Here is a 21,924-nt window from a genome sequence, read left to right on the forward strand (position 1 = left end):
TCAGATTCAAACGTACTTCACCCAGTGCCAGGAAAGATGAGCGCTGGGTTTTCGCGTTTGTGTGGTTTTGCGCGCCACCGCGCCTCCTGAGCGCGGTTCGTGCCGTACCGGATTACCCGGCAATCCCCAGCATTTCGTTCAGCGCCCTGGCCAGTTCATCAGCCTGCACCGGCTTCTGGATCACCAGGCTGCCCGGCAGTTCCAGCCCCTGCAACTCCGCATAACCTGTAAGAAACACCACCGGCACGTGGGGGTACCGTTCGCGGGCCGCCAGCGCCAGTTGTGCGCCGTTGAACTCGGGCATGGCGAAATCAGTCAGCAGCAGGTCAATATCGTCATCCAGCAAGGCCAATGCCTGCTCGCCGCTGTGCGCCTGGCGCACCTGGTAGCCGTATTGGCGTAACACATCGCCAAGCATGTCGCGCACCAGGTGGTCGTCGTCCACCAGTAGCACCGTGCGGTTATGGCCGCTTTCGCTGATCGACTGACTGAGCGCGGCTGCCACGGGTTCGTTCACCATCTCCTCTTTTACCGCTGGCAGGTATACCGCCACTTCGGTACCGCGACCGAGTGTGGTGTCGATGCGCACGCCGCCACCGGACTGCTTGGCGAAGCCGAATACCTGGGCCAGGCCCAGGCCCGAACCTTTGCCGATGTCCTTGGTGGTAAAGAAAGGCTCGAATACCTTGGCCTGCACGTCTTCGCTCATGCCGCACCCCGTATCGCGGATGCTCAGCATCACGTACTCGCCCGGGTCCGGGTCTTCCGGGCGTTGCGGGCGCTTGTCGATACGGGTGTTGCGTGTTGTCAGGGTCAGCTGGCCGCCGTTGGGCATGGCGTCGCGGGCATTGATCGCCAGGTTGAGGATGATCATCTCGGTCTGGGTGGGGTCGGTCAGTGCCTGCCACAGGGCCAGGTCAAGGTCCAGACGCACCGAGACGTTGCCACCCAGGGTGCGGCGCAGCAGTTCTTCCAGGCCGGCCAGGGTACGGTTGAGGTTCAGCGGCACCGGCTCCAGACGCTGGCGGCGGGAGAAGGCCAGCAACTGCGAGGTCAGCTTGGCGCCACGCTCGCCCGCTTCGCGGATATGGGTGAGGCGAGTGCGGGCCTTGTCCAGGTCGGCCTTGGCCAGATCGCGCTCCAGAAAGCTGGCACCGGTGAGTATCACTGTCAGCAGGTTATTGAAGTCATGCGCCACGCCGGCCGTCAGTTGCCCGACCGCTTCCAGCCGCTGCATCTGCTGCAGAGCGGCCTCGATGCGCTCGCGCTCGTTGATCTGTTCGCGCAACCGGGCGTTGGCATCTGCCAGGCCCAGGGCGGCTTCGCGCTCGCTGGTGATGTCGCGTGCCACCACGTACAGCAGGGTGTCCTCCGGCACCACCACCCACGACAGCCAGCGCTGTTGGCCGCCGGCATGCAGGATGCGACCGACAAAGCGTGCGCTGGTGCGGCCATGGGACAGGGCGGCCAGTTCGGTGAGTAACTGTTCCTGGTCCTGCTCAGGCAGCAGGTGCAGCAAGGACGACTGGCTCAGGCGTTCGCGTGAGAAACCCAGGCTGGCTTCCCAGGCGGGGTTCAGTGCGACCGGGGTCAGGTCTTTGTTCAGCACGGCGAGCAAATCTTGCGACAGCTCCCAGGCGCGGTCGCGTTCGCGGGTACGGCGCTCGACCCGCTCGCCGAGCATCTCGTTCAGCTGACGCAGCGCCTGGGTGGCCTGGCGTTGCGCGTGGATGTCCTGCAGTACGCCTGAGAAGCGAACGCACTGATCATCGACGAACTGGGTCTGGCCGCTGCTCAGCAGCCAGCGTGGCTCCAGGCCATTGGGTTGGGCGATCCGAAACTCCACGCGGTAATGACCGTCACTTTCCGGGCGCATGGCATGTTCCACCGCCTCGCGCACCAGTGGCAGGTCGTCGGGGTAGATGCCGGCGTAGAACACTTCAAGGCTCATTTCGGTGCTGGTGGGCAGGCCGAACAAGGTCTTGCAGCGGTCATCCCACAGCAGCAGGCCCTCTTGCGGGCGCAGGTCCCAGGTGCCCATGCCGGCAGCGTCGATGGCAATGCGAGCACGTGCTTCGACGTCCGCCAAGGCCTCTTCGGCGCGGCGACGGCGCTGGCGTTCCTGCACTTCGCTCAGGGCTCGGCGCACGGCTTTGGGCAGCAGTGGCAGGTTCTTCTTCAACACATAGTCGGTCGCGCCCAGGCGGATCATTTCCACCGCGTGCTCTTCACCGTAAATGCCGGACAGGAATATGAACGGGATGTCGGGTGCCAGGCGTTGGGCGATGGCCAGCACTTCGGTGCCGGACGAGCCTGGTAGTACGCAATCACACAAGATCAGGTCGTAGCGGGCCTGGCGCAGGGCATGTTCGACACCCGCATGGTCGAACACCAGCTGCGACTGTACATGCAGCCCGCTGCGCTCCAGGCGCATCAGGGTAAGCTCGGCGTCCATCGAGCTGTCTTCTACCATCAGTAGTTTCAACGGCGTTTGCTGCATCGTCGCGGCGGCCTCAGTTGCTACCGCGACGGTTCAGTCGCAGTGAGCCGGGTGGCGGTTCGTTTAGCACTGCCCAGAATACTCCGAGGTCGGAGATGGCGGCGACGAATTCCTTGAACTCCACCGGTTTGACCACATAAGCGTTTACCCCCAGCTCGTAGGCACGCAACAGGTCGGGCTCTTCGCGCGAGGAGGTCAGCATCACGGTGGGGATGCTGCGCAGTTCGGCAGTGGCGCGCACTTCCTTCAGCACTTCCAGGCCGTCGACCTTGGGCAGTTTCAGGTCGAGTAACAGCACGGCAGGGTTGCCGTCGTCGCGCTTGGCATAGGCGTTGCGGCGCAGCAAGTAGTCGAGCGCATCGGCGCCGTCACGCAGCACGATGACCTCGTTGGCCAACTGGCTGCGCTCCAGGGCCAGCAGGGTCAGCTCCAGGTCTCGGGGGTTGTCTTCGACCAGCAGAATGGGCTTGAGCATGATGGTAGCGATGCCTCAGGTAGCAGTGTTTCGGGGTAGGGTGAAATGGAAGCTGGCGCCCTGGTCGATCTGGCCAGTGGCCCAGACTCGACCGTCATGGCGCTCGATGATGCGGCGTACGCTCGCCAGGCCAATGCCGGTGCCTTCGAAATCTTCCATGCGGTGCAGGCGCTGGAAGACGCCGAACAGCTTGTTGGCGTAGGCCATGTCGAAGCCCACGCCATTGTCGCGGATGCAGACCTCGGTTTCGTCAGGGTGCTGTACGGCACTGATGCCGATGCGAGCAGGGTGGCGGCCGCGGGTGTACTTGATGGCATTGGCTATCAGGTTGTGCAAGGCCATGTTGATGAATGCCGGGTCGCCGATCACCTTGGGCAGCGGGGCGATGTCCCAAACGATTGCGCGGCCTTCGTAATCGGGTGCCAGCTCGCTGCGAATGGCCTCGACCAAGGCGTTGAGGTCGACGTCGGACAGGCGCAAGGCCGAGCGGCCCATCTGCGAGAAGTTGAGCAGGTTGTCGACCAGGCTGCCGGCAAAGTGCGCCGCTTCACCGATATGCTGCAGGAAGCGCTTGCCGCGTTCGCTCAGGCCCTCGCCTTCGATTTCGCCAAGCAGTTCGGTATAGCCGGCGATGTGCCGAAGCGGTGCGCGCAGGTCGTGGGAAACACTGTAGGAAAACGCTTCGAGCTCCTTGTTGGAACGGCGCAACTCGCCAGCCAGCTGTGCCAGTTCTTCGGCCTTGCGCAGGACAATGCCCAGCACAGCGGTGCGCAGTTCCATCACGCCCTCGATCACCAGTGGGTCCCACGCCTGGCAATAGCCGCGCAGTTCTTCCTGCCAGCGTTCAAAGCTGTGCCGTGGGTCGAGGTTGCCCTGTGGCCCGACCTGCTTGGTCGGCTGGCCGGCCCAGTTGACCGTGCGTATCTGCTCGGGGCGGAACCACAGCAGGTAGTGCGAGTGGATCTGCGAGATGGCCACTGCCAGCACCCCGCCAGCATGCTTTGCCAGCTCGGGCAGCTCAGTGATGTCACGGCGCAGGTTGTCGCTATGGAACACGCTGTCTTCGTCACGTTGGCCGAGCCAGTGCACCAGCGCCGTCACCTGGGCCTCGGGCGGGGTCTGGCCGATCAGGTCGCAGCGCTCGGCCGAGATCACTGCTGCGCCCTGAGCGTCGGCGAAGGCCAGCAGCACGTGGGGCAGGTCGCGCAAGCCGTCACTGACGCTGTCGTGGTCGGCCATGGACGAGATCATGCGTACGATGTGCTGGCGCAGCGCCAACAGCTTGCGCGTGCTGGCATGGGACTCGCGGGACTCTATCTGCAACGACAGCACGCTGGCCAACAGCTCGCAGGCCGTGCGGGTGCGCAGGTCCACCGGGCGTGGCTGCTGATGGTGGCAGGAAATCAGCCCCCACAGCTCGCCGTCGACCACGATCGACAGTGACATCGAGGCCAGCGTGCCCATGTTGCGCATGTACTGCAGGTGCACGGGCGACACGCTGCGCAGTACAGCGAAACTCATGTCCAGCGCCTTGCCGGTGCGCGGGTTGGTTGCGGGCAGCAGCGGCGAGGGCTGATAGTTGGCATCTTCGATCACGCGGATACGGTTGACCCGGTACAGCTCGCGCGCCTGGCGCGGGATGTCTGCAGCCGGGAAGCACAGGCCTGCGTAGCTGGGGTAGCCCGGGTCGGCTACCTCGGCCAGCACCTGGCCATTGCCTTCGGCATCGAAACGGTAGGCCTTGACCCGCCCGAAGCCGGTGATGCGCTTGAGCTGCAACACCGTTTGCTGCAGCAGGTCTTCGATACTGCTGGCCAGTTGCAGACTGGCGACAAAGCTGCGGACCAACGGGTAATAGTCACCTTGCCCGGCCAGGTCTGCTGGCAGGCGGGGTGGTTCGAACTCGGCAATCAGCACCTGGTCGTGGCAATGGACCAGCACATGCAGCAGGGCACTGACGGGTGCGCCCTGGCGCAAGCACACGTCGCCAATGTGGAATGGGAAGACCTCATCTTCGGGAAGCCGTGAGAGGTGTGCGTGCAGGTCAAAGCCATCGTGAACCAGGTCGGAGAAGTGACAACCGATCAGTTCACGGGCTGGCAAGCCCAACCAGTGCTCGACATTTTCACTGGCCTGCAGCACGCACAGGTCGGTGGCATCCAGCACCAGCAGAAAGCCGTGAGGCTGGATGCTGCCCGGAACCTGGATCGGTTCCTGGGCACAGCGCTCCATGGCGTCTGCCAGTGAGTTGTCTGCAGTCATGATTGAAAAAGCTCCTGTCATGTCCGTCCGTGTACGGCACAGGTGTCTGGCGCAGGACGAGTACGATTCACCCTAACAGAATCCCGGTGAATTTACCGGCTCCTGGCCATTGGAGGCACGGGTTGGCCGCGGGTTCTGTGCGACACAGGCTTTTTTTGCTACCACGGTATCGCTTTGTCGCTAATACAAAAAAATGGCTTAGTGCTACTTCGGCTGCGCTGCCTCGCTGCTACGCTCAGTTCAAGACACCTCGACAAGGATAACAAGGTGACGGAGCGCATGCTGGCCGCGCTGTTCGGCCTGTTGTTCAGCGGCAGTACCGTGGCTGCGGATTTCCTCGTGGAAGTTCGGGTGCTGGTGCAACGTGGCTGCATGCTGGTCAACCAGCCCCGTGATGCGGGAGCCCAGGCCCTGGGGCGAATCGACCTAGGTGCGGCGGCGCGCCTGGATGGCCCTGGTGCGCCCTTGAGCGGCGTGCTGCTGAGCCAGCGCCCGCCGCGGCTCGAGTGCAACCCGGATACGCCCTATCAGGTGCGCGTCGATGGTGGCCAGCATGGTGGCGTCGGCGAGCTGCGCTATCTGGCCAGCCACGACCGCCTGGCGCGGCCCATTCCTTATCGCTTGTACCGTGACGCTGCCTGGCGTGAGCCGCTGGCGGTGGGGGTAGCCCTGTCGGCGCGTGTGCCGGGCAGTGGTTCGGTTGAATTGCCGCTGTACGCACGTATCGACAAATTGGCCTGGGTGCCGGAAGCAGGGGCTTACGCCGACCTGCTCAAAGTCACCGTTACCTGGTAGTGACGCCACCATGCACAAGGACGCCATGTCATGAGCCGCACTTCGATCCTGTTGCTCACCCTCGGCCCGCTGCTGATCCCCGGCGGTGCGGTGCATGGCAGCACCACCGGTTTCATCCAGGCACGGCTGGTGATCAGCGCGTCTTGCCAGATCAGCAGCAACGAGACGCAACCGGCGGTGCTGGGTGACCCAGGCGTAATGGACTTTGGCGAGCGCGGTCCGAACTGGGACCAGCCGTTGCGCAGCCAAGTGGACGAAGTGGGCGGTGAGGGCAGCTTGCAGATCAGTTGCACGCCTGAAGTTCGGGCCTTCAACGTGCGTATCAATGGTGGCCTCAATGGCGACGATGGCATACGCCGCCTGAGCAACGGCCGTGAACTGATTCCATACCAGTTGGCGGTCGACCCAGGCGGCAACAGCCGCTACGGCGTCGGCCAGGCACGGGCCTTCACCATCAGCAGCAGCCAGCAAGTACCGATTCCCATCTACGGTGTGGTAGTGGCGCAACCACGAGCGCTACCGGCCGGGCTTTACCGCGACACCCTCAGAGTGACCCTGGACTGGTAACCACGCAAGGAGACTCCGATGCGAACGAACCTTTCATATTGCGTCCTCGCAGGCCTGGGCCTGGCGTTGGCTTCCCAGGCCCAGGCGGCCACGGTTACGGGGAGTATCAGCTCGACCCTGACGCTGACTGCGGCGTGCCAGGTCAATGGCTCGTCGGGCACGTCGGGGCTTGACTTCGGTGCCTTGGACTTCGGTACCCAGGATGCCTTGTTCGCCACCGCCGATGCCCAGGTGCTGGGAGGCGGGGGAGGCGCCATGAGCATCCTGTGCTCTGCAGGTACGGTGCCTGTGATCAAAGTGAGTGCAGGCCTGCATGATGGCCAGTCGAGCGGGGGCACCCGTGCGCTCGCCGATGGTTCTGGCAACTTTGTACCGTATGACCTCTATACCGACGCTGGGCGTACGGCGTTGCTGGCGGTCGACGACACCATCACCCTGCCGACCAGTACCGGCGCCGCTCAAACGGTCAACCTTTACGGCAAGGCCGTCGGCAAGGCGGGCCTGCCTGCCGGGGTCTACAGCGACACGATCTCGGTCGAGCTGTCGTTCTGATCCATGCGCGGCTGGCTGGCAGGAGGCCTGACTGGCGTCAGCATGTTGTTGACCGCCCCGTTGGGGGCAGTGACCACCAGTACCTTCACGGTGATGGCGCAGGTTGTCGCCGGATGCCTGGTGGTAGGCGGTGTCACCAGTTACGGCACGCTCGATTATGGCTCGCAGTCGGCGCTGTCCACGGGGCTGCTCAGCACATCCCTGGGGGGTTCTTCCGTGACGTTCCAGTGCACGCCGGGCGTGGCCATGAGCATGAGCCTGGACGGCGGGCAAAACAGTGCCAGTGGCACACGCAACCTGAAGCGCACCAGTGGTGCGCAAGTGCTGGCCTACCAGTTGTACCGGGACGCGGCCTATACCCAGGCTTTGGGCATCGGCCAGAGCGTGGCGGTGAGCTATTCCGACCCGACGGCGATCAAGCTACCGGTCTACGGGCGAGTCCAACTGACCGGCACGCAGCCGGCAGGGACTTACACCGATGTGGTGCAAGTGACGGTGACCTGGTAACTGCCAGTGCCACCCATGACAAGTGTCTAAGGAGAGCTGCATGCGGGCAGGCGCGAAGTGGACGCGTGGATTGACTGGATTGTTGTCGCTGGCAAGCCTGCCGGCCTGGGCGGCCACTTCGGTGCTGATCTGGCCGATCGACCCGGTGCTGGAGGCCGACCAGAAGGCAGGTGCGTTGTGGCTGGAAAACCGTGGCACTGCGCCGGCAAACCTGCAGGTGCGGGTATTCGCCTGGCGTCAGGGTGATTATAAGGAGCAGTTCCAGGCGCAGCGCGAGATTATCGGCAGCCCGCCGGTCGCCAACATCGCTCCCGGGCAGAAGCAGTTGATCCGCCTGACCCGTACCGGCCCTTCACCCGCCGGCCAGGAGCAGGCCTACCGCATCATCATCGACGAGATTCCGCCCGCCATCCCGGTCGACAAGGCTGAGCCTGGCGCGACGGCGGCCATTCGTTTGCAGATGCGCTATTCGGTGCCGCTGTTTGTCTATGGCGAGGGGCTGTGGGGCAAGGCCGACCCTGAAGGCAAACGCAACGCCGAGGGGGTGGGCAAGCCGCAGCTCAGTTGGCGCCCGGTGACGGTGCAAGGCAAGCCCTACATTGAACTGCGTAACACGGGCCCGGTACATGCGCGGCTGACCGATGTGGTCGTGCAGCAAGGCAGCCAGAGCAAGCCACTGGCTGAAGGCCTGCTGGGTTATGTGCTGCCGGGGGCAAGCATGCGCTGGCCGGCTCCCGTGGCATCCGGCAGCGTCAGCGTGCTGAAGGGCAGGGTCAATGGTCAGCGCTCGGCGGACGCCATCCGCCAAGGCCAATGAGCCAACGGCTGAATGAAGTGCAGGGGCCAGGGAGGACCCGGCAATGGTTGGAAACCGTGTGTGAAATGGCTCCCGGCGACGACGTGCCGCTGGTGCCTGGGGCTGGCCATGGTCAGCCCCGCACTGGTGCTGGCCGACGACTTGCCCCCACCGCCCACGGAGATGTCCGCCATCGCCGAGGCCACCCTTTACCTCGATCTGGTGGTGAACCAGATGCCCAGGGTTGAACTGATACCGGTGCAGCAGCGGGCCGGGCGCTTGTACCTGGACAGCGACGTATTGCGTGCAGCTGGCGTCTCGCTGCCGGGCAACCCCCAGGGGGAGGTGGCCCTGGACAGCATCGCGGGGCTGCACACCGACTACGACAGTCAGAACCAGCGCCTGCTGCTGCAGGTGCCGCCAGCCTGGTTGCCAGAACAGCAAGTGGGTGATCGCAACCTTTACCCGGCCAGCGATGCGCGCAGCAGCTTCGGCGCCTTGTTCAACTATGACCTGTATCTCAACGACACCGATGAAGGCGGCACCTACCTGGCCGCCTGGAACGAGCTGCGCCTGTTCGACAGCTGGGGTACCTTCTCCAGTACCGGCCAGTGGCGCCAGTCTTTCAATGGCGCACAGGCGGACGATACGCGCCGAGGCTTCATGCGTTACGACACCACCTGGCGCTTTACCGACGAGCAGCGCCTGCTGACCTACGAAGCCGGTGACTTCGTGACGGGCGCCTTGCCCTGGAGCAGCTCGGTGCGAGTGGGCGGAGTGCAGCTGTCACGCGACTTCGCTGCGCGCCCGGATCTTGTCACTTACCCCTTGCCTGCGTTCGCCGGCGAAGCGGCGGTGCCCACGTCGCTCGACCTGTTCATCAACGGTTTCAAGTCCAGTACCACTGAACTGCAGCCAGGGCCGTACACCCTGACCAACGTGCCGTTCATCAACGGTGCCGGGGAAGCGGTGGTGGTCACCACTGATGCCCTTGGCCGGCAGGTGTCGACCACCTTGCCGTTCTATGTCACCAGCAGCTTGCTGCAGAAGGGCCTGTCGGACTACTCGGTGGCCGCCGGCAGCCTGCGCCGTGATTATGGCGTACGCGATTTCAGCTATGGGCCGGGTATTGCCTCGGGCAGCTTGCGCTATGGGCTCAGTGACATCTTCACCCTGGAAACCCACGCCGAAACGGCTGAGTCGCTGATGCTGGGTGGGCTGGGCGGCAACATGCGCATGGGCAACTTTGGCGTGCTCAACGCTGCCTTGGCGCAAAGCCGGTTCGAGGGCGACAAGGGCCATCAGGTCGCCCTTGGCTACCAGTACAACAGCCAGCGCATCGGCTTCGGTTACCAGCGCCTGCAACGCCATGGCGACTATGCCGACCTGAGTCGGGTGGGCTCCCCGGACATGCAACTGAGCAAAAGCAGCGAACAGGTCACCCTCAGTGTCAACCTGAACGAGTACGGCAGCATTGGCGCTGGCTACTTCGACGTGCGCGCCGGTGACGGTACGCGTACCCGGTTGATCAACCTGAGCTACAGCAAGCCACTGTGGGGCAGCAGCAGTGTGTACCTCTCGGCCAACCGTGAAGTGGGGGACAGCCAGTGGGCGGTGCAGGCGCAGTTGGTGATCCCGTTCGACCTGCACGGCACCCTGGCGCTGAGCATCGAACGCAGCAATGAAGGCGAGACCCTGCAACGGGTCAACTACAGCCGTGCGGTGCCAGCCGGTGTCGGCGTCGGTTACAACCTGGGCTATGCCGCAGGCAGCGACCGTGATGCCTATCGCCAGGCCGACGTCACCTGGCGCCTGCAATCGGTGCAACTGCAGGCCGGTGTGTATGGCAGCAGCGGTGAGATGACCCGCTGGGCCGACGCCAGTGGTTCTCTGGTGTGGATGGATGCCGGCGTGTTCGCTGCCAACCGTATCGATGATGCCTTCGTGGTGGTCAGCACCGCAGGTTACGCGGATGTACCGGTGCGTTATGAAAACCAGGAAATCGGCCGTACCGATGCCAAGGGGCACTTGCTGGTGCCTTACAGCAGCGGTTACTACCGGGGCAAGTACGAGATCGATCCCATGAACCTGCCACCGGATGTCCTCGCGCCGGACGTTGAGCAACGTGTAGCGGTGCGACGGGGCAGTGGCTACTTGCTGGAATTCCCCCTCAAGCGGGTCATGGCGGCCAGTGTCGAATTGGTGGATGGCAACCAGCAGGTGCTCAAACTGGGTAGCCGTGTCACCCACGCAGAGAGCGGCACCCAGGCGGTGGTGGGGTGGGACGGGTTGGTGTACCTGGAGAACCTGTCGTCGTATAACCGCCTTCAGGTGGCGCTTGAAGGGGGTGGGCATTGCGAAGTGGCGTTTGACCTGCCCGAAGCGCAAGGCTCGATCCCTCTGATTGGTCCGCTGGTGTGCCGATGAGCGCCTGGCGGCGGGGCCTGGTGGCGAGCGTGCTGCTGTTGCCGAGTGGCACGGCCTTGGCGCTTTGTTCGTCGGTGGCCACGTTGCCGGCAGCGTTTGGCAGCCTTAATTCAACGCAGGTTCGCAACACGGTACAGACGGCTTCCAGCCTCAACTCCGGGTTGCAGTGCACCGGTTCGCTGCTGACCTTGCTCAGCAGCGGTGATCATTTCTACGCCACGATCACGCCCGCCTCGGGTGGCCTGGTCGGCCCGACAGGCGATGTCATTCCCTACACGCTGTATGCCGACAACACCACCCGCTACCCGATTACCCGCGGTGTGGCCTACGACTTCGCCCGCAACGGCATCCTCGACTTGCTGGGGCTGCTCGGCGGTACCACACCCAAGGCGGTGCCGATCTACCTGCGCACCCAGATTGGCAGCAATGTCGCGGCCGGGTTGTATCAAGAGGCCCTGACCGTGGCCTGGAGCTGGGATTATTGTTCGGGGATTGGCGCGTTAGGGATATGCCTTGGGCGCGACATCGGTTCGGGTAGCCAGCTCTTGAACGTGAGCCTGACGGTGACCAACGATTGCCAGATCACCACGCCTGACATCAGCTTCGCCAGTGCACCGGTGGTGGCGGGGTTCGGCACGGTGAGCCAGGGCATAAACGTGTCATGCACCAAGGGCAGCAGCTACACGGTAGGGCTGGATGACGGGCAGAACGTGTCGGGTGGGCGGCGGCGGATGAAGTCTTCGGCCAACAACTACCTGGCCTATGACATTTTCAAAAGTGCCGGGACCGTGCGCTGGGGGGCGTTAGGAGCTGCCAGGCGTTCCAGTACGGATGCCGACATCAACCCCGGGGTGGGTACCGGCACGGGTAGCCAGGTGTTCAACTACAACGCCAAGGTCTATACCGATCAGGCGACACCGCCGGCTGCGACCTATACCGACAGTGTGATATTGGATGTGCAATTCTGAACCCGTCATCCCTGCGGCAGTCAATACCCCCGAAGGAGCCGCCGCGTGTCGCGACGGGCTGCTTCTTCAGGGGCACGCAAGGCGGGGTTCAGCGCAAATCGTCTACCATGTTGGCCAGGGTCTCCAGCACCGCTCCGGCCAGTGCCTTGGAGCGCGCCCCAGACCACCCGGTGACTGCATCGGGCGCGTCGTCATGGTCCTTGAACGGCATTTCCAGCGTCAGTGACAGGCAGTCATGGGCCATGCCCACCGCATTGCAGGCCAGTGTCGTATTCGCCTGTCCGGGTTCGTCACGGGTATAGCCATGCACCGTCTGGAAGTCGCGGGTCAGGCTGCACAAGGTGCTACGAAACTGCTCTTCGAGCTTGGCCAGCCGAGGGGTGTAACCCGGGTTGCCCTCGCATGCGGCCGTGAACACGTGGGGGATCTCCTCGTCACCGTGCACGTCGATGAAGGCATCCACACCGTACTGCTTCATCTGCGCCTGTGCAAAGAACACTTCCGGGCTGAATTCGACGCTGGCGTCCTGCCAGGCGCGGTTGAGGTCCTTGCCCTTGAAGTTGGTGCGCAGGTGGCCGAGGAAGGCGCCGTCGGGGTTCATGTTGGGGATCAGGTAAAGGTCGGCTTTGGCCAGCAACTGCTGGACCACTGCGTCGTTGGCCTGCAGGCGGTCGATCACGCCTTCCATGAACCATTCGGCCATGTGCTCGCCCGGGTGCTGCTGGGCAATCAGCCACAGCTTGCGTTTGCCTTCGGCACCGTCACCTGCCCGCAGCAGCGGGATATCGCGGCCCTGGATACTGCGGCCGCTGGCCAGCAACTCGACCCCCGGGAGTTGGCAGGCACGTTCGATCAGCTGGTTGTGGCGGGCCCGCGGGTAGGGCTCGAAGTAGGCGAACCAGATCTGGTCCTGTTCAGCCTTGACCTCGAACGATAGCGCCGTACCGTCGAACTGGCTTGGCACACGGAACCAGCGCTGCTGGTCGTAGCTGGCCACAGCGTTGTAGCCGCTCCACGCGTTCTTGTACGAGGAGCCGGAAGCGTTGTCCAGGCTGAAGCGATGGACCTGCCCCGGTGTCAGCCCGCTGACCTTGAAGTGGAACCACTGGTAGTGGCCGCTGTGGGTGTCCGGGCGAATGGCCAGGTGTACCTGGGCCGGGTTGCTGGCATCCAGTACCTGTATGTTGCCGGAGTCGAAATCGCAGTCGATCTGCAGGGGGGACAGCGTCACGGTCATGTGCCGGGCTCCTTTGCGGGCATTGTTGTAGGGGTACTGTATACGGCTTGGCGGGGATGCTGTGCAAGATCAGGCAGGGCGAGCCGCTAGCGGACAGCCCTTATGCAGCAAGCTGATGGCCGGCAAATGTGTGGACTTCAGGTTATTTGAAGAACTGGCTGGGCGTGGTACCGAACTGGCGCTTGAACATGCTGGCGAAGGCACTTGGGCTGTCATAGCCCAACGCGCCCGCCACATCGATGATTCGCTCGCCCAGCGCTATCCGCTCCAGTGCCTGCATCAGCCGCGCCTGCTGGCGCCACTGGCCGAAGGTCATGCCGGTTTCCTTGCGGAACAATCGCTGGATGGTCTTTTCGTCCACCCCTAGTCGCGCGCCCCAGTCGGCAACGGTGGCGTTATCCTCGGGCCGTTCATGCAATGCCGCGCAGATCACCCGCAGGCGCTGGTCGCTGGGCTGCGACAGCTTCAGCGGCAAGGTCGGCAGTACGCAGATTTCGTCGAGGATCAGGCGCATGACCCGGGCTTCGCGCGAGTCCTCGGCAAACGGTGCGGTGAACCCCACCGAGGCCTTGATCAGTTCGCTGAGCAAGGGCGAGATGCTGATGGCCTTGCTCTGTAGGGGCAGGCCCGTTGCCGCGTCGATGCGCACGAACACACTGCGCATCTTCACGTCGCCGACACAGCGAATGGCGTGCACCTGGCCGCAAGGCATCCACACACCGCGGCTGGGTGGCACCGTCCAGCATTCGTTGCCGGACTCGACGATCATCAGGCCTTTGATGGCATAGATCAGTTGATGCTTGGTATGGCTATGGGGCTCGATGAACCAGTCGCTTGGGTAGTCTGTCGCACGGCTACCGACTTCCCAGGTCCACTCATCGACCTCCACCAACAATTCACGCTGCGGCTTTACCATCGTGACCTCATATCGGAGCAGCCTGGCAGCGCCACTTTAGCAGCAACGGCCAGGGCGGGCCCGCGAGCGGGTGGCCGGCAGCAAGGCGGTGGCCAACCCGAGCAGCGGCAGGAACGCGATGGCTTGGTACACCCATTCGATGCCATGCTGGTCGGCCAGTGTGCCCAGGCCGGCTGCACCCACGCCGCTGATGCCGAACATCAGCCCGAACATCACCCCCGAAACCATGCCGACCCGGCCTGGCACCGCCTCTTGGGCATACACCACCAGGGCAGCGAATGCCGAGGACATCACCAGGCCGATGGCCACCGCCAGTACGGCTGTCCAGGCGAGGTCGGCATGGGGCAGGGCCAGGGCGAAGGGCGCCACGCCGAGGAACGAGACCCAGATCACGGCCTTGCGCCCGATGCGATCACCCACCGGGCCACCGGCAAAGGTGCCCAGCGCAACGGCTGCGAGGAACACGAACAGGTACAGCTGGCTGTGCTGCACACTCAGGCCGAAATGCTCGATCAGGTAGAAGGTGAAGAAGTTGGTGAACGAAGCGATGTAGACGAACTTGGCGAACATCAGCACGGCGATCACCACCACCGCGCGCCACATGGCACCCCGCGACAGGCCAGGGGCCTGTTGGCCCGCGAAGCTCTTGAGCCGGGCCTGGCCGTGGCGCACGCTCCAGCCCGTCACCCGCAGCAGCACCAGAACAGCCAGCGCAGCGGCCAGCATGAACCAGGCAATGGCCGGTTGCCCGTGCGGAATGATGATGGCAGCGGTGAGCAGCGGGCCGAGGGCCGAGCCGGTATTACCGCCGACCTGGAAGGTTGATTGCGCGGTGCCGAAGCGCCCGCCGGAGGCCATTCTGGCCACCCGCGAGGCCTCTGGGTGGAAGGTGGCCGAACCCACGCCGACCACGGCGGCAGCCACCAGCAGCATTTCATAGCTGCCGGCAAAGGCGAGCAGGGCGATGCCCACCAGCGTCACCAACATGCCGGCAGGCAGCAGGTAGGGTTGTGGGTGCTTGTCGGTGAACATGCCGACCCAAGGTTGCAGCAGGGAAGCAGTCACCTGATACACCAAGGCGATCCAGCCGATCTGGGCGAAGCTCAGCGCGAAATCGCTTTTCAGCATGGGGTAAATCGACGGCAGTACGGCTTGAATCAGGTCGTTGAGCAGGTGGGCGAATGCAGCCGCACCGACGATGCGCACGACAAAGCCCTGAGGCTGGTCGGCAGGCGTGGCGGCGGCTATGGAGGCGGCGGAGGTTGTCATGGGCAAGGTTCTTCTATGGCAAGGGAGCAAGGCGTTGCCGCAGCAGGTTATCCAGTGCCCAGGTGGCCTGTCTCACGCCGAACAGGCAGCCAATGTCGCGTTTCGGGCATCCGTGCCCACTGCCTGGCAAGAGAACGGAGGCGCCCGGTATTCCATCATTACAGCGTGAGGAAATCAGGCGCGGCCCGTGTGCAGGAACGGCCTGGTGTCGCGATGGGCCGCTCCTGCAGGTGACTGCCTTCAGGCCATATCGGCTGCGGTCTTGCCGGCGACCTTGCTGCGCCCGCCCAGCCATACCAGCAACAGCCCCGCAGCCGCCAGCACACCTCCGGCCATTGGCACGGCGGCGTAGCCCAGGTTCAGGCTGATAACCGCACCGCCCAGCGCCGCGCCCACGGCGTTACCCAGGTTGAACGCACCCACGTTGATCGACGATGCCAGGCCTGGCGCCTCGATGGCGGCAGTCATTACACGCATTTGCAGCGGCGGTACCACGGCGAAGGTGAACATGCCCCAGACCAGCAGGGCTATGGCGGCGCCGATGTGGCTACCCAGTACCAGGGGCATCGCCAGCATGATCAGCGCCAGCACGGCGAGGAAGATCTTCGCCGCGCCATCCAGCGACCAGTCGGCCAGGCGGCCACCCAGGCTGTTGCCAAGGGTGAAGCCAACCCCGATCAGTACCAGCCCCAAGGTTACGAAGCTGTCCGAGGCGCCGGTCAGTTCGGCCAGCACCGGCGCCACGTAGGTGTACAAGGTGAACATGGCGCCGGCACCGAGCACGGTGGTGGCCATTGCCAGCAACACGCTGGGGCGGGCAATGACCGCCAGTTCCTTGCGCACATGCGGCACGCTGCCGCGTTCACCCTTGGGCAGGGCGTACCACAGTGCGGCCATGGCCAGCAGGCCGAGTACGGCGGTGCCGGCAAATGCCATGCGCCAGCCAATCTGCTGGCCGATCCAGGTGGCGGCCGGCACGCCGCCGATGTTGGCGATGGTCAGGCCCATGAACATGGTGGCCACGGCGCTGGCCTGTTTCTCCTTGGGCACCACGCTGGCTGCCACCACGGCTCCCAGGCCGAAGAACGCACCATGGTTGAGGCTGGTGACCAGTCGCGAAGCGAGCAGGGTGTAGTAGTCCGGCGACAGCGACGACAGCAGGTTGCCAAGGGTGAAGATGGCCATCAATGCCATCAGCGCAGCGCGCCTCCCAAAGCGGCTGAACAGCAGGGTCATGATCGGCGCGCCGACCATCACGCCAATGGCATAAGCGGTGATCAGCATGCCGGCGCTGGGGATGCTCACCTCCACGCCCTGGGCGATGACCGGCAGTAGCCCCATCGGGGTGAACTCGGTAGTACCGATGCCAAAGGCACCAATGGCCAACGCGAAGAGCACGCGGCCGGGTCTCATTGTTTGAGCAGTCATCGGTGTCAGTCCCAGGTTGGCGCCAGGCCGTCAGGGCTGACCTCGCGGCCATTGCGCTCCAGCTCGGCGATGCGTGCCATGTCATCGCTGTCCAGCTTCAGGCCACGGGCAAGCAGGTTGCTGGCCAGGTTTTCACGCTTGGTCGACGACGGGATCACGGCATAGCCCAGTTGCAGGGCCCAGGCCAGGGCAACCTGGGCGACGGTAGCCTTGTGCTTGGCGGCGATCTGGGCCAGTACCGGGTCTTTCAGCACTTTGCCGTAGGCCAGGGTCATGTACGAGGTCACGGTGATCCCTTGTTCCTTGAGGAACGCGGTCAGCTTGCTGTTCTGCAGATAGGGGCTGAGCTCGATCTGGTTGGTGGCGATTTCCCCTTTGCCGACCACGGCAATGGCCTGCCTGGTCAGCTCGATGTTGAAGTTGGAAACGCCGATCTGGCGAGCCAGGCCTTGCTGCTTGGCGTCGGCCAGGGCCTTCATGTACTCGGGCAGTTCTACGCCGTTGCCCGGCGCTGGCCAGTGGATCAGCAGCAGGTCGACGTAGTCGGTGCGCAGTTTCTGCAAGCTGTCACGCAGGCTGGGGATCAGCTTGTCGGCGGCGTAGTTGTCGACCCAGATCTTGGTGGTGATGAACAGCTCGCTGCGCGGCACGCCGCTTTCGGCGATGGCCTGGCCGACTTCGGCTTCGTTCTTGTAGATCTGGGCGGTATCGATGACGCGGTAGCCGACTGCCAGGGCAGACTTGACCGAGTCGATGACGGTTTGGCCGGTGAGGCGGAAGGTGCCGAGGCCGAAGGAAGGAACGCTCATGGGGTTGCTCCTGAATAGGGGGAGGATCATGTGGTGCCCAGTGTGCAGGTTTGAACGGCAGCGAATAAGCCGCTACGGCGCCAAAGTCATTTGACCTGTAGGCACAAATACATTTTCAAGCTGTGCATTCACTACATAAATAGGGCCAGAGGGGCTTGGAACCTTGTTCAGCTAGCGCTTTTTTATCAAGCGTTGAGGCTGCCCATGACCCCTTCCCTAATACCTGCCGATTCCATCGATGCGCTGATTGCCCGTCAGCTGCCAGGCTGGCTCAAGCGCGCATCTACCCAAGAGCTGACAGGGCTGCGTGCCGCTGCTTTGCGCCAACAGCGGGCGCAGGACCAAGTAGACGCCTGGTTAGGGGCCATAACCCCCTTGGATGAGTTCGCCGAGTCGTTGCTCAAAAGAGCACTTGAGGCCCATTCGATCAGGCAGGTCGACCTGCGCCAGGCCCAGCTCAGGCTGGTGACCCTGCAGCCAAAACCGTCGATATCACCTGCTTTACCAAGCACTTCAACACGACTTGTCAGCACCCAGACGCTGCTCTCGGCGGCACTGCACAACTTCCACGAAAAGGAAATGCAGCCTGGCTGGTTCGCGGCCGGGTCGCAGTTGGTCACTGCAAGTGGGCACCTGCTGCCACTCAGTGCGCAAGCCTTTGTCCGTCTTTGCAGAGACATTGATATCGGCAGGCGTTATCAACGCCATTTGCAATCGAAGCTTGAAGGCGAGGGGGTGGCCGTCGAGAGCACCCTGGAGGAGGCGATGAGCGCGAACCTGGCGCTTGCTGCAATCGCCGCAAGGATCAAGGGTGAAATCGATGAGCAGACCTGTCAGTGGATCAACCAGGTTGTGGGCACAGGGTCTTTTCTGCCAGCCGACAACACCGTGTTGAAGTGTCACACCCTGAGGCTGCTGGGTAAGAAGGTCATTGGCGCACTGATGATCGAAGTGCGTCAGAACGGCCGCCTGCTTGGCGTTATTGCGTGGTTGCCTGAGGACCCGTATGCCCCGGTGAGTTGGCACACCCACTGGGTGCTACTGTACATGACCCTTGGCATACGCTTGCGTAATGAGGCGTATCGGCGGTACTTCCAGCGCTTCGTCGCAGAGCGCGATCGCGTCGCCTTCTGCGCGGCGCTGAACGCGCTGCTCAACCAAGGCAACACTGTTCTTCCGCTTGAGCTGGATGGCCGCTGTTTTGCGATCGAGGGTGACGTGTTCGCCGCGCTGCGCCAAGCCCGGATCGAAAAAATGCTGGATGACGCGCGGGTATTGGCGGTATCGACAGAGGATGAGGATATCGCCGACCGCCGCGCACGTTTGCAGGGCTATCTGGACTTGGGGTTGAGCGTGGCAGGCCTGGCAGCGCTGTTTGTGCCTGTGTTGGGGCAGGCCCTGCTGGGGCTTACGGTGGTGCAACTGGCGGGTGAGGTGTACGAAGGCTACCAGGATTGGCAGTTGGGTGATCGCGACGCCGCATTGGGCCACCTGTTCAACGTGGCCGACACGGTCGTGATAGCGGCGGTGACGACGGCCGGGACGGCGGCTCTTGGCAAGCTGGCACAGCGAGTGGCGCGGGTGGATGCCATGGTGCCGGTAAGCCTGGGCGATGGCCAGTTGCGCCTGTGTGATCCGTCCTTGTCGGGTTATCAACGTGAGGGCGTCGATCTGATGGTAGGACAGGCCGTGAATGAAACTGGCCGTTCGCTGAGGCGCCTGCACGATGCTGTCTATGAGGTGAGCGAAGGGGACGACGGCGCATGGCGTATTCATCACCCATCAAGGCCAGGGGCGTATTCACCGGCGCTTGAGCACAATGGTGCCGGAGGATGGGTGCATGAGTTCGAGCAACCGCAGCGCTGGCATGACCCCGCCTACATGGTGCGTCGCCTTGCCAGTCGCACGGCGCAGGTGCCCGATGAGGCGGTATCTGTAGCGCTGCAGACCACCGGCTTCGAGGCTGACTGCCTGCGCCGTTTGCTGTTGGAGAATTCGCCCCCGCCGGCACGCTTGCTCGATGCCATCGAACGCCAGCAATTGCACCGTGATTTTCCGACGTTGCGGGGTGACGCTTTCGAGGAGGTCTTCAACGAGCGACAGATCAGCCCGCAAGCAGCGGACCGCGTATTGATGCGAGACTTCCCGGGCCTTTCCCATCGCTGCGCACGGGAAATCGTCGAGGGGGCCAGCAGCGTCGAGATGGAGAGCCTGACGGGTGCAGGCCGGGTGCCCTTGGCCTTGGCGGAGCGTGCACGCTGGGCAATACGCGACAGCCGGATAGACCGTGCCTGCGCAGGGTTGCGCCAGGCCGCCGCAGAAAATGACGATACCGGTAAGCTCGCGCTGGGCCTGATCGATGCCATCGCCCCTTGGTCGACCGGGGTCAACGTTGAGCTGCCTGCCGCGGGCAGGGGTGGGTTGCTGCAGACGTTGAGACAGCAACTGGACAGCCGTCAGCGACAGTTGCTTGGTATGAGCCAGATGACGGATGACGCACTGGGTGAGCGGCTTGGGCGTGAGGCACTCGCAGACCGTGAGTCGGCGGCCCGGATGATTGGGCTGGCCCGTGTGGGGCAGGGGATTCGCCCTCCTGTGCGGTTGTTCGATGGGCGTTTGGGCTACCCGCTCAGTGGCCACCTGACAGGGACCCGCCAGGCACTGCGCCGCACGTTGAACCACGTGTATCCGGTGATGAGCAGTGAGCAGCTGGAGGTCTACCTGCAAGACCTGGCGCAGCGGGGGGGGGGACCCGTGGAACCATGTCAGCCAACTGCTACAGGCCAAGGTCAGCCTCAAGCAGGCATTGCAAGCCTGGCGAAATGACGCAGGGCTGAACATTGTCCGCCGCCTGCGTCGTATCAAGGTTGCCAGGCGCATTACGGCAAGCTGGCAGCGCTTTACCCCTGGGGAGGTGGCGGGTGACTACCACCTGACCCTCGTGGGTGAGCGGGTGGGTGACCTGCCGGCCTTGCCTGACAATGTGAGTTTCGACCACATCACGCACCTGACCCTGCGCGATATGCAGGTGACGAGCCTTGATGCGGGCTTTCTTGGTCGCTTCAGCAAGGTGCGCAACCTGGACTTGCGGAACAACCGGCTGACTCGCCTTCCTGCAGGTATCGAGCAACTGACCGAATTGAAAAACCTGCGCCTTGGCGGCAACCAGATCGTGCTTTCCAGCGAAGATAACCTGCGTTTGAGCCAGCTTGTGGAGCTGCGCCGTCTGGAGCTCAACGGTAACCCGGTCGGCCTGCTGCCACCCTTGGCGTCTTTCCCCCTGCTGCGCCGGCTGTCCTTGCGCAATACCGGGCTGGGCGAACTGCCCGCTGATCTGGCCAGGCACGGTAATCTGGAGTTGCTGGACATGCGTGACAATCAGATCCGGACACTGCCTGAAGCGCTGTCTTTAGTGCCGCTTCGCTTGTTGCGGGGACTGGAGCTGCACGACAATCCGCTCTCGGACGAAACCTTGCAGCGCTTGCAGTTGGCCAGGGCGTCAGCCGGGGCGGCTGAGCGTCGGCGTGCGGCTCATGCCTCTTCGATCCCGAACGCTGCAGCCCCTTGGTTTTCAGGGTTCACGCCAGCCCAGCGCGAGGTGCGATTGGCGCGCTGGAACCGCTTGAGCCAGGAAGCCGGGGCGCAGGATCTGTTCCGCTTTTTCTCTGATTTACGTGCCCTGCGTGAATACGACGCACAACCCCGCGACCTTCAGGCGCGGGTGTGGCATATCCTCGAAGCCTGCGAGCAGCACGCTGAAGTACGCGCGAGCCTGTTCGAGCAAGTTGCCCGGCCGCGCAGTTGCAGCGACGAGTTGCTGCTGACGCTCAGCGAGCTGGAGGTTGGCGCGCTGGTCGCCAAGGCCGGTACAGCCGGTACCGGGTTACAGAAGGAGCGGGCGCTGGTCAGGCTGGGGCGTTCGTTGTTCCGCCTGGACAAAGTCAACGCAATTGCCGCGCGGCATATTGCGGATTACTTTTCGAACGATCCCGTTGAGGTTTACCTGACCTATCGCGTCAGGCTGGCGGATAGCCTCGACCTTCCCGTGCAGCCCAGCCATCTTTCGTATGAGAGTTTCAGCGGCGTTGGCCGTGAAGACCTGGACGCCGCGCGCAGCGAGGTGCTGCGGCAGGAAACGCCACAAGCCTTGGCTCAGGCGCTGGCAGATCGATCCTTCTGGCAGGACTATCTGCACGAGCAGCAGGCGGCGCGCTTCAGCCGCCTGGACGAGCCTTTTCAGCAGCGCCTGGATGCGTTGCTCGAACAATCGAAAACGCTGAGCGATGGCGACTATTTTGCCCAGGTCGAGCATATCTGCGCAGCGCGTGAGGTCGCGAAACGGCAGCTTTTGCTTGAATTGAGCCGAGAGGCAATTCAACGCCACGGCCTATGAACGAAACAGCCCGCCGAGAGGCG

At 63.6% G+C, this 21,924-nt stretch carries 15 protein-coding genes and 1 pseudogene; 8 read left to right on the plus strand and 8 right to left on the minus strand.

Features of this window, described 5'->3' with window-relative positions:
• Positions 1-112 precede the first annotated feature (112 nt).
• From J3A98_RS06925 to J3A98_RS06935, 3 genes are read right to left on the minus strand one after another with little or no spacing between them, the layout of a single operon-like run.
• Positions 113-2,500, minus strand: a complete 2,388-nt coding sequence (locus J3A98_RS06925) for a hybrid sensor histidine kinase/response regulator (RefSeq protein WP_209964909.1) — start codon at positions 2,498-2,500, stop codon at positions 113-115.
• Between the two features lie 13 nt (positions 2,501-2,513).
• Entirely contained in the window at positions 2,514-2,975 is a 462-nt protein-coding gene (locus J3A98_RS06930) for a response regulator (protein WP_176683919.1), read from the minus strand.
• A gap of 15 nt (positions 2,976-2,990) precedes the next feature.
• Positions 2,991-5,237: an ATP-binding protein gene (locus J3A98_RS06935; RefSeq protein ID WP_209964912.1), complete on the minus strand. Its 2,247-nt coding sequence runs from the start codon at positions 5,235-5,237 to the stop codon at positions 2,991-2,993.
• A 267-nt stretch (positions 5,238-5,504) separates the two neighbouring features.
• Between J3A98_RS06935 and J3A98_RS06940 the strand changes: the two genes are divergently transcribed.
• The 7 genes from J3A98_RS06940 (at position 5,505) to J3A98_RS06970 (ending at position 11,849) form a co-directional block, all read left to right on the plus strand.
• Positions 5,505-6,032 carry a spore coat U domain-containing protein gene (locus tag J3A98_RS06940; protein WP_209964914.1) on the plus strand — a complete coding sequence of 176 codons (528 nt, stop codon included), beginning with the start codon at positions 5,505-5,507 and terminating at the stop codon, positions 6,030-6,032.
• A 30-nt stretch (positions 6,033-6,062) separates the two neighbouring features.
• The gene (locus tag J3A98_RS06945) at positions 6,063-6,599 is read left to right on the plus strand and encodes a spore coat U domain-containing protein (protein WP_176683916.1); all 537 of its coding nucleotides are present in this window, start codon (positions 6,063-6,065) and stop codon (positions 6,597-6,599) included.
• An 18-nt stretch (positions 6,600-6,617) separates the two neighbouring features.
• A complete protein-coding gene (locus tag J3A98_RS06950; protein WP_209964917.1) occupies positions 6,618-7,151 on the plus strand; it encodes a spore coat U domain-containing protein in 534 nt (177 codons plus the stop codon).
• 3 nt (positions 7,152-7,154) lie between these two features.
• Entirely contained in the window at positions 7,155-7,658 is a 504-nt protein-coding gene (locus J3A98_RS06955) for a spore coat U domain-containing protein (protein ID WP_209964919.1), read from the plus strand.
• A 40-nt stretch (positions 7,659-7,698) separates the two neighbouring features.
• Positions 7,699-8,475, plus strand: a complete 777-nt coding sequence (locus J3A98_RS06960) for a molecular chaperone (RefSeq protein WP_209964921.1) — start codon at positions 7,699-7,701, stop codon at positions 8,473-8,475.
• Between the two features lie 108 nt (positions 8,476-8,583).
• Positions 8,584-10,881: a fimbria/pilus outer membrane usher protein gene (locus tag J3A98_RS06965; protein ID WP_209969759.1), complete on the plus strand. Its 2,298-nt coding sequence runs from the start codon at positions 8,584-8,586 to the stop codon at positions 10,879-10,881.
• A complete protein-coding gene (locus tag J3A98_RS06970; protein ID WP_209964923.1) occupies positions 10,878-11,849 on the plus strand; it encodes a spore coat U domain-containing protein in 972 nt (323 codons plus the stop codon). The genes J3A98_RS06965 and J3A98_RS06970 overlap by 4 nt, the downstream gene beginning before the upstream one ends.
• Before the next feature lie 88 nt (positions 11,850-11,937).
• Here J3A98_RS06970 and J3A98_RS06975 read toward each other — a convergent pair whose 3' ends face one another.
• From J3A98_RS06975 to dkgB, 5 genes are all read right to left on the minus strand, one after another.
• Positions 11,938-13,086 carry a M14-type cytosolic carboxypeptidase gene (locus J3A98_RS06975; RefSeq protein WP_209964925.1) on the minus strand — a complete coding sequence of 383 codons (1,149 nt, stop codon included), beginning with the start codon at positions 13,084-13,086 and terminating at the stop codon, positions 11,938-11,940.
• 142 nt (positions 13,087-13,228) lie between these two features.
• Positions 13,229-14,002: a helix-turn-helix transcriptional regulator gene (locus J3A98_RS06980; protein ID WP_209964927.1), complete on the minus strand. Its 774-nt coding sequence runs from the start codon at positions 14,000-14,002 to the stop codon at positions 13,229-13,231.
• A 36-nt stretch (positions 14,003-14,038) separates the two neighbouring features.
• Positions 14,039-15,271, minus strand: coding sequence for an MFS transporter (locus J3A98_RS06985; protein WP_209964930.1), 1,233 nt, complete (start codon positions 15,269-15,271; stop codon positions 14,039-14,041).
• Between the two features lie 240 nt (positions 15,272-15,511).
• Positions 15,512-16,699 (minus strand): MFS transporter, encoded by a 1,188-nt coding sequence (locus tag J3A98_RS06990; protein WP_209964931.1) that lies wholly within the window; start codon positions 16,697-16,699, stop codon positions 15,512-15,514.
• Between the two features lie 5 nt (positions 16,700-16,704).
• Positions 16,705-17,508, minus strand: coding sequence for a 2,5-didehydrogluconate reductase DkgB (dkgB, locus tag J3A98_RS06995; RefSeq protein ID WP_176683907.1), 804 nt, complete (start codon positions 17,506-17,508; stop codon positions 16,705-16,707).
• Positions 17,509-17,712: 204 nt separating this feature from the next.
• On the opposite strand from dkgB, the pseudogene J3A98_RS07000 reads away from it, so the two are divergent.
• Positions 17,713-21,901, plus strand: a pseudogene (locus J3A98_RS07000) (NEL-type E3 ubiquitin ligase domain-containing protein).
• Positions 21,902-21,924: the final 23 nt, after the last annotated feature.

Source organism: Pseudomonas sp. BP6 (genome assembly GCF_017875935.1).
In the GTDB taxonomy this organism is placed as follows: domain Bacteria; phylum Pseudomonadota; class Gammaproteobacteria; order Pseudomonadales; family Pseudomonadaceae; genus Aquipseudomonas; species Aquipseudomonas putida_Y.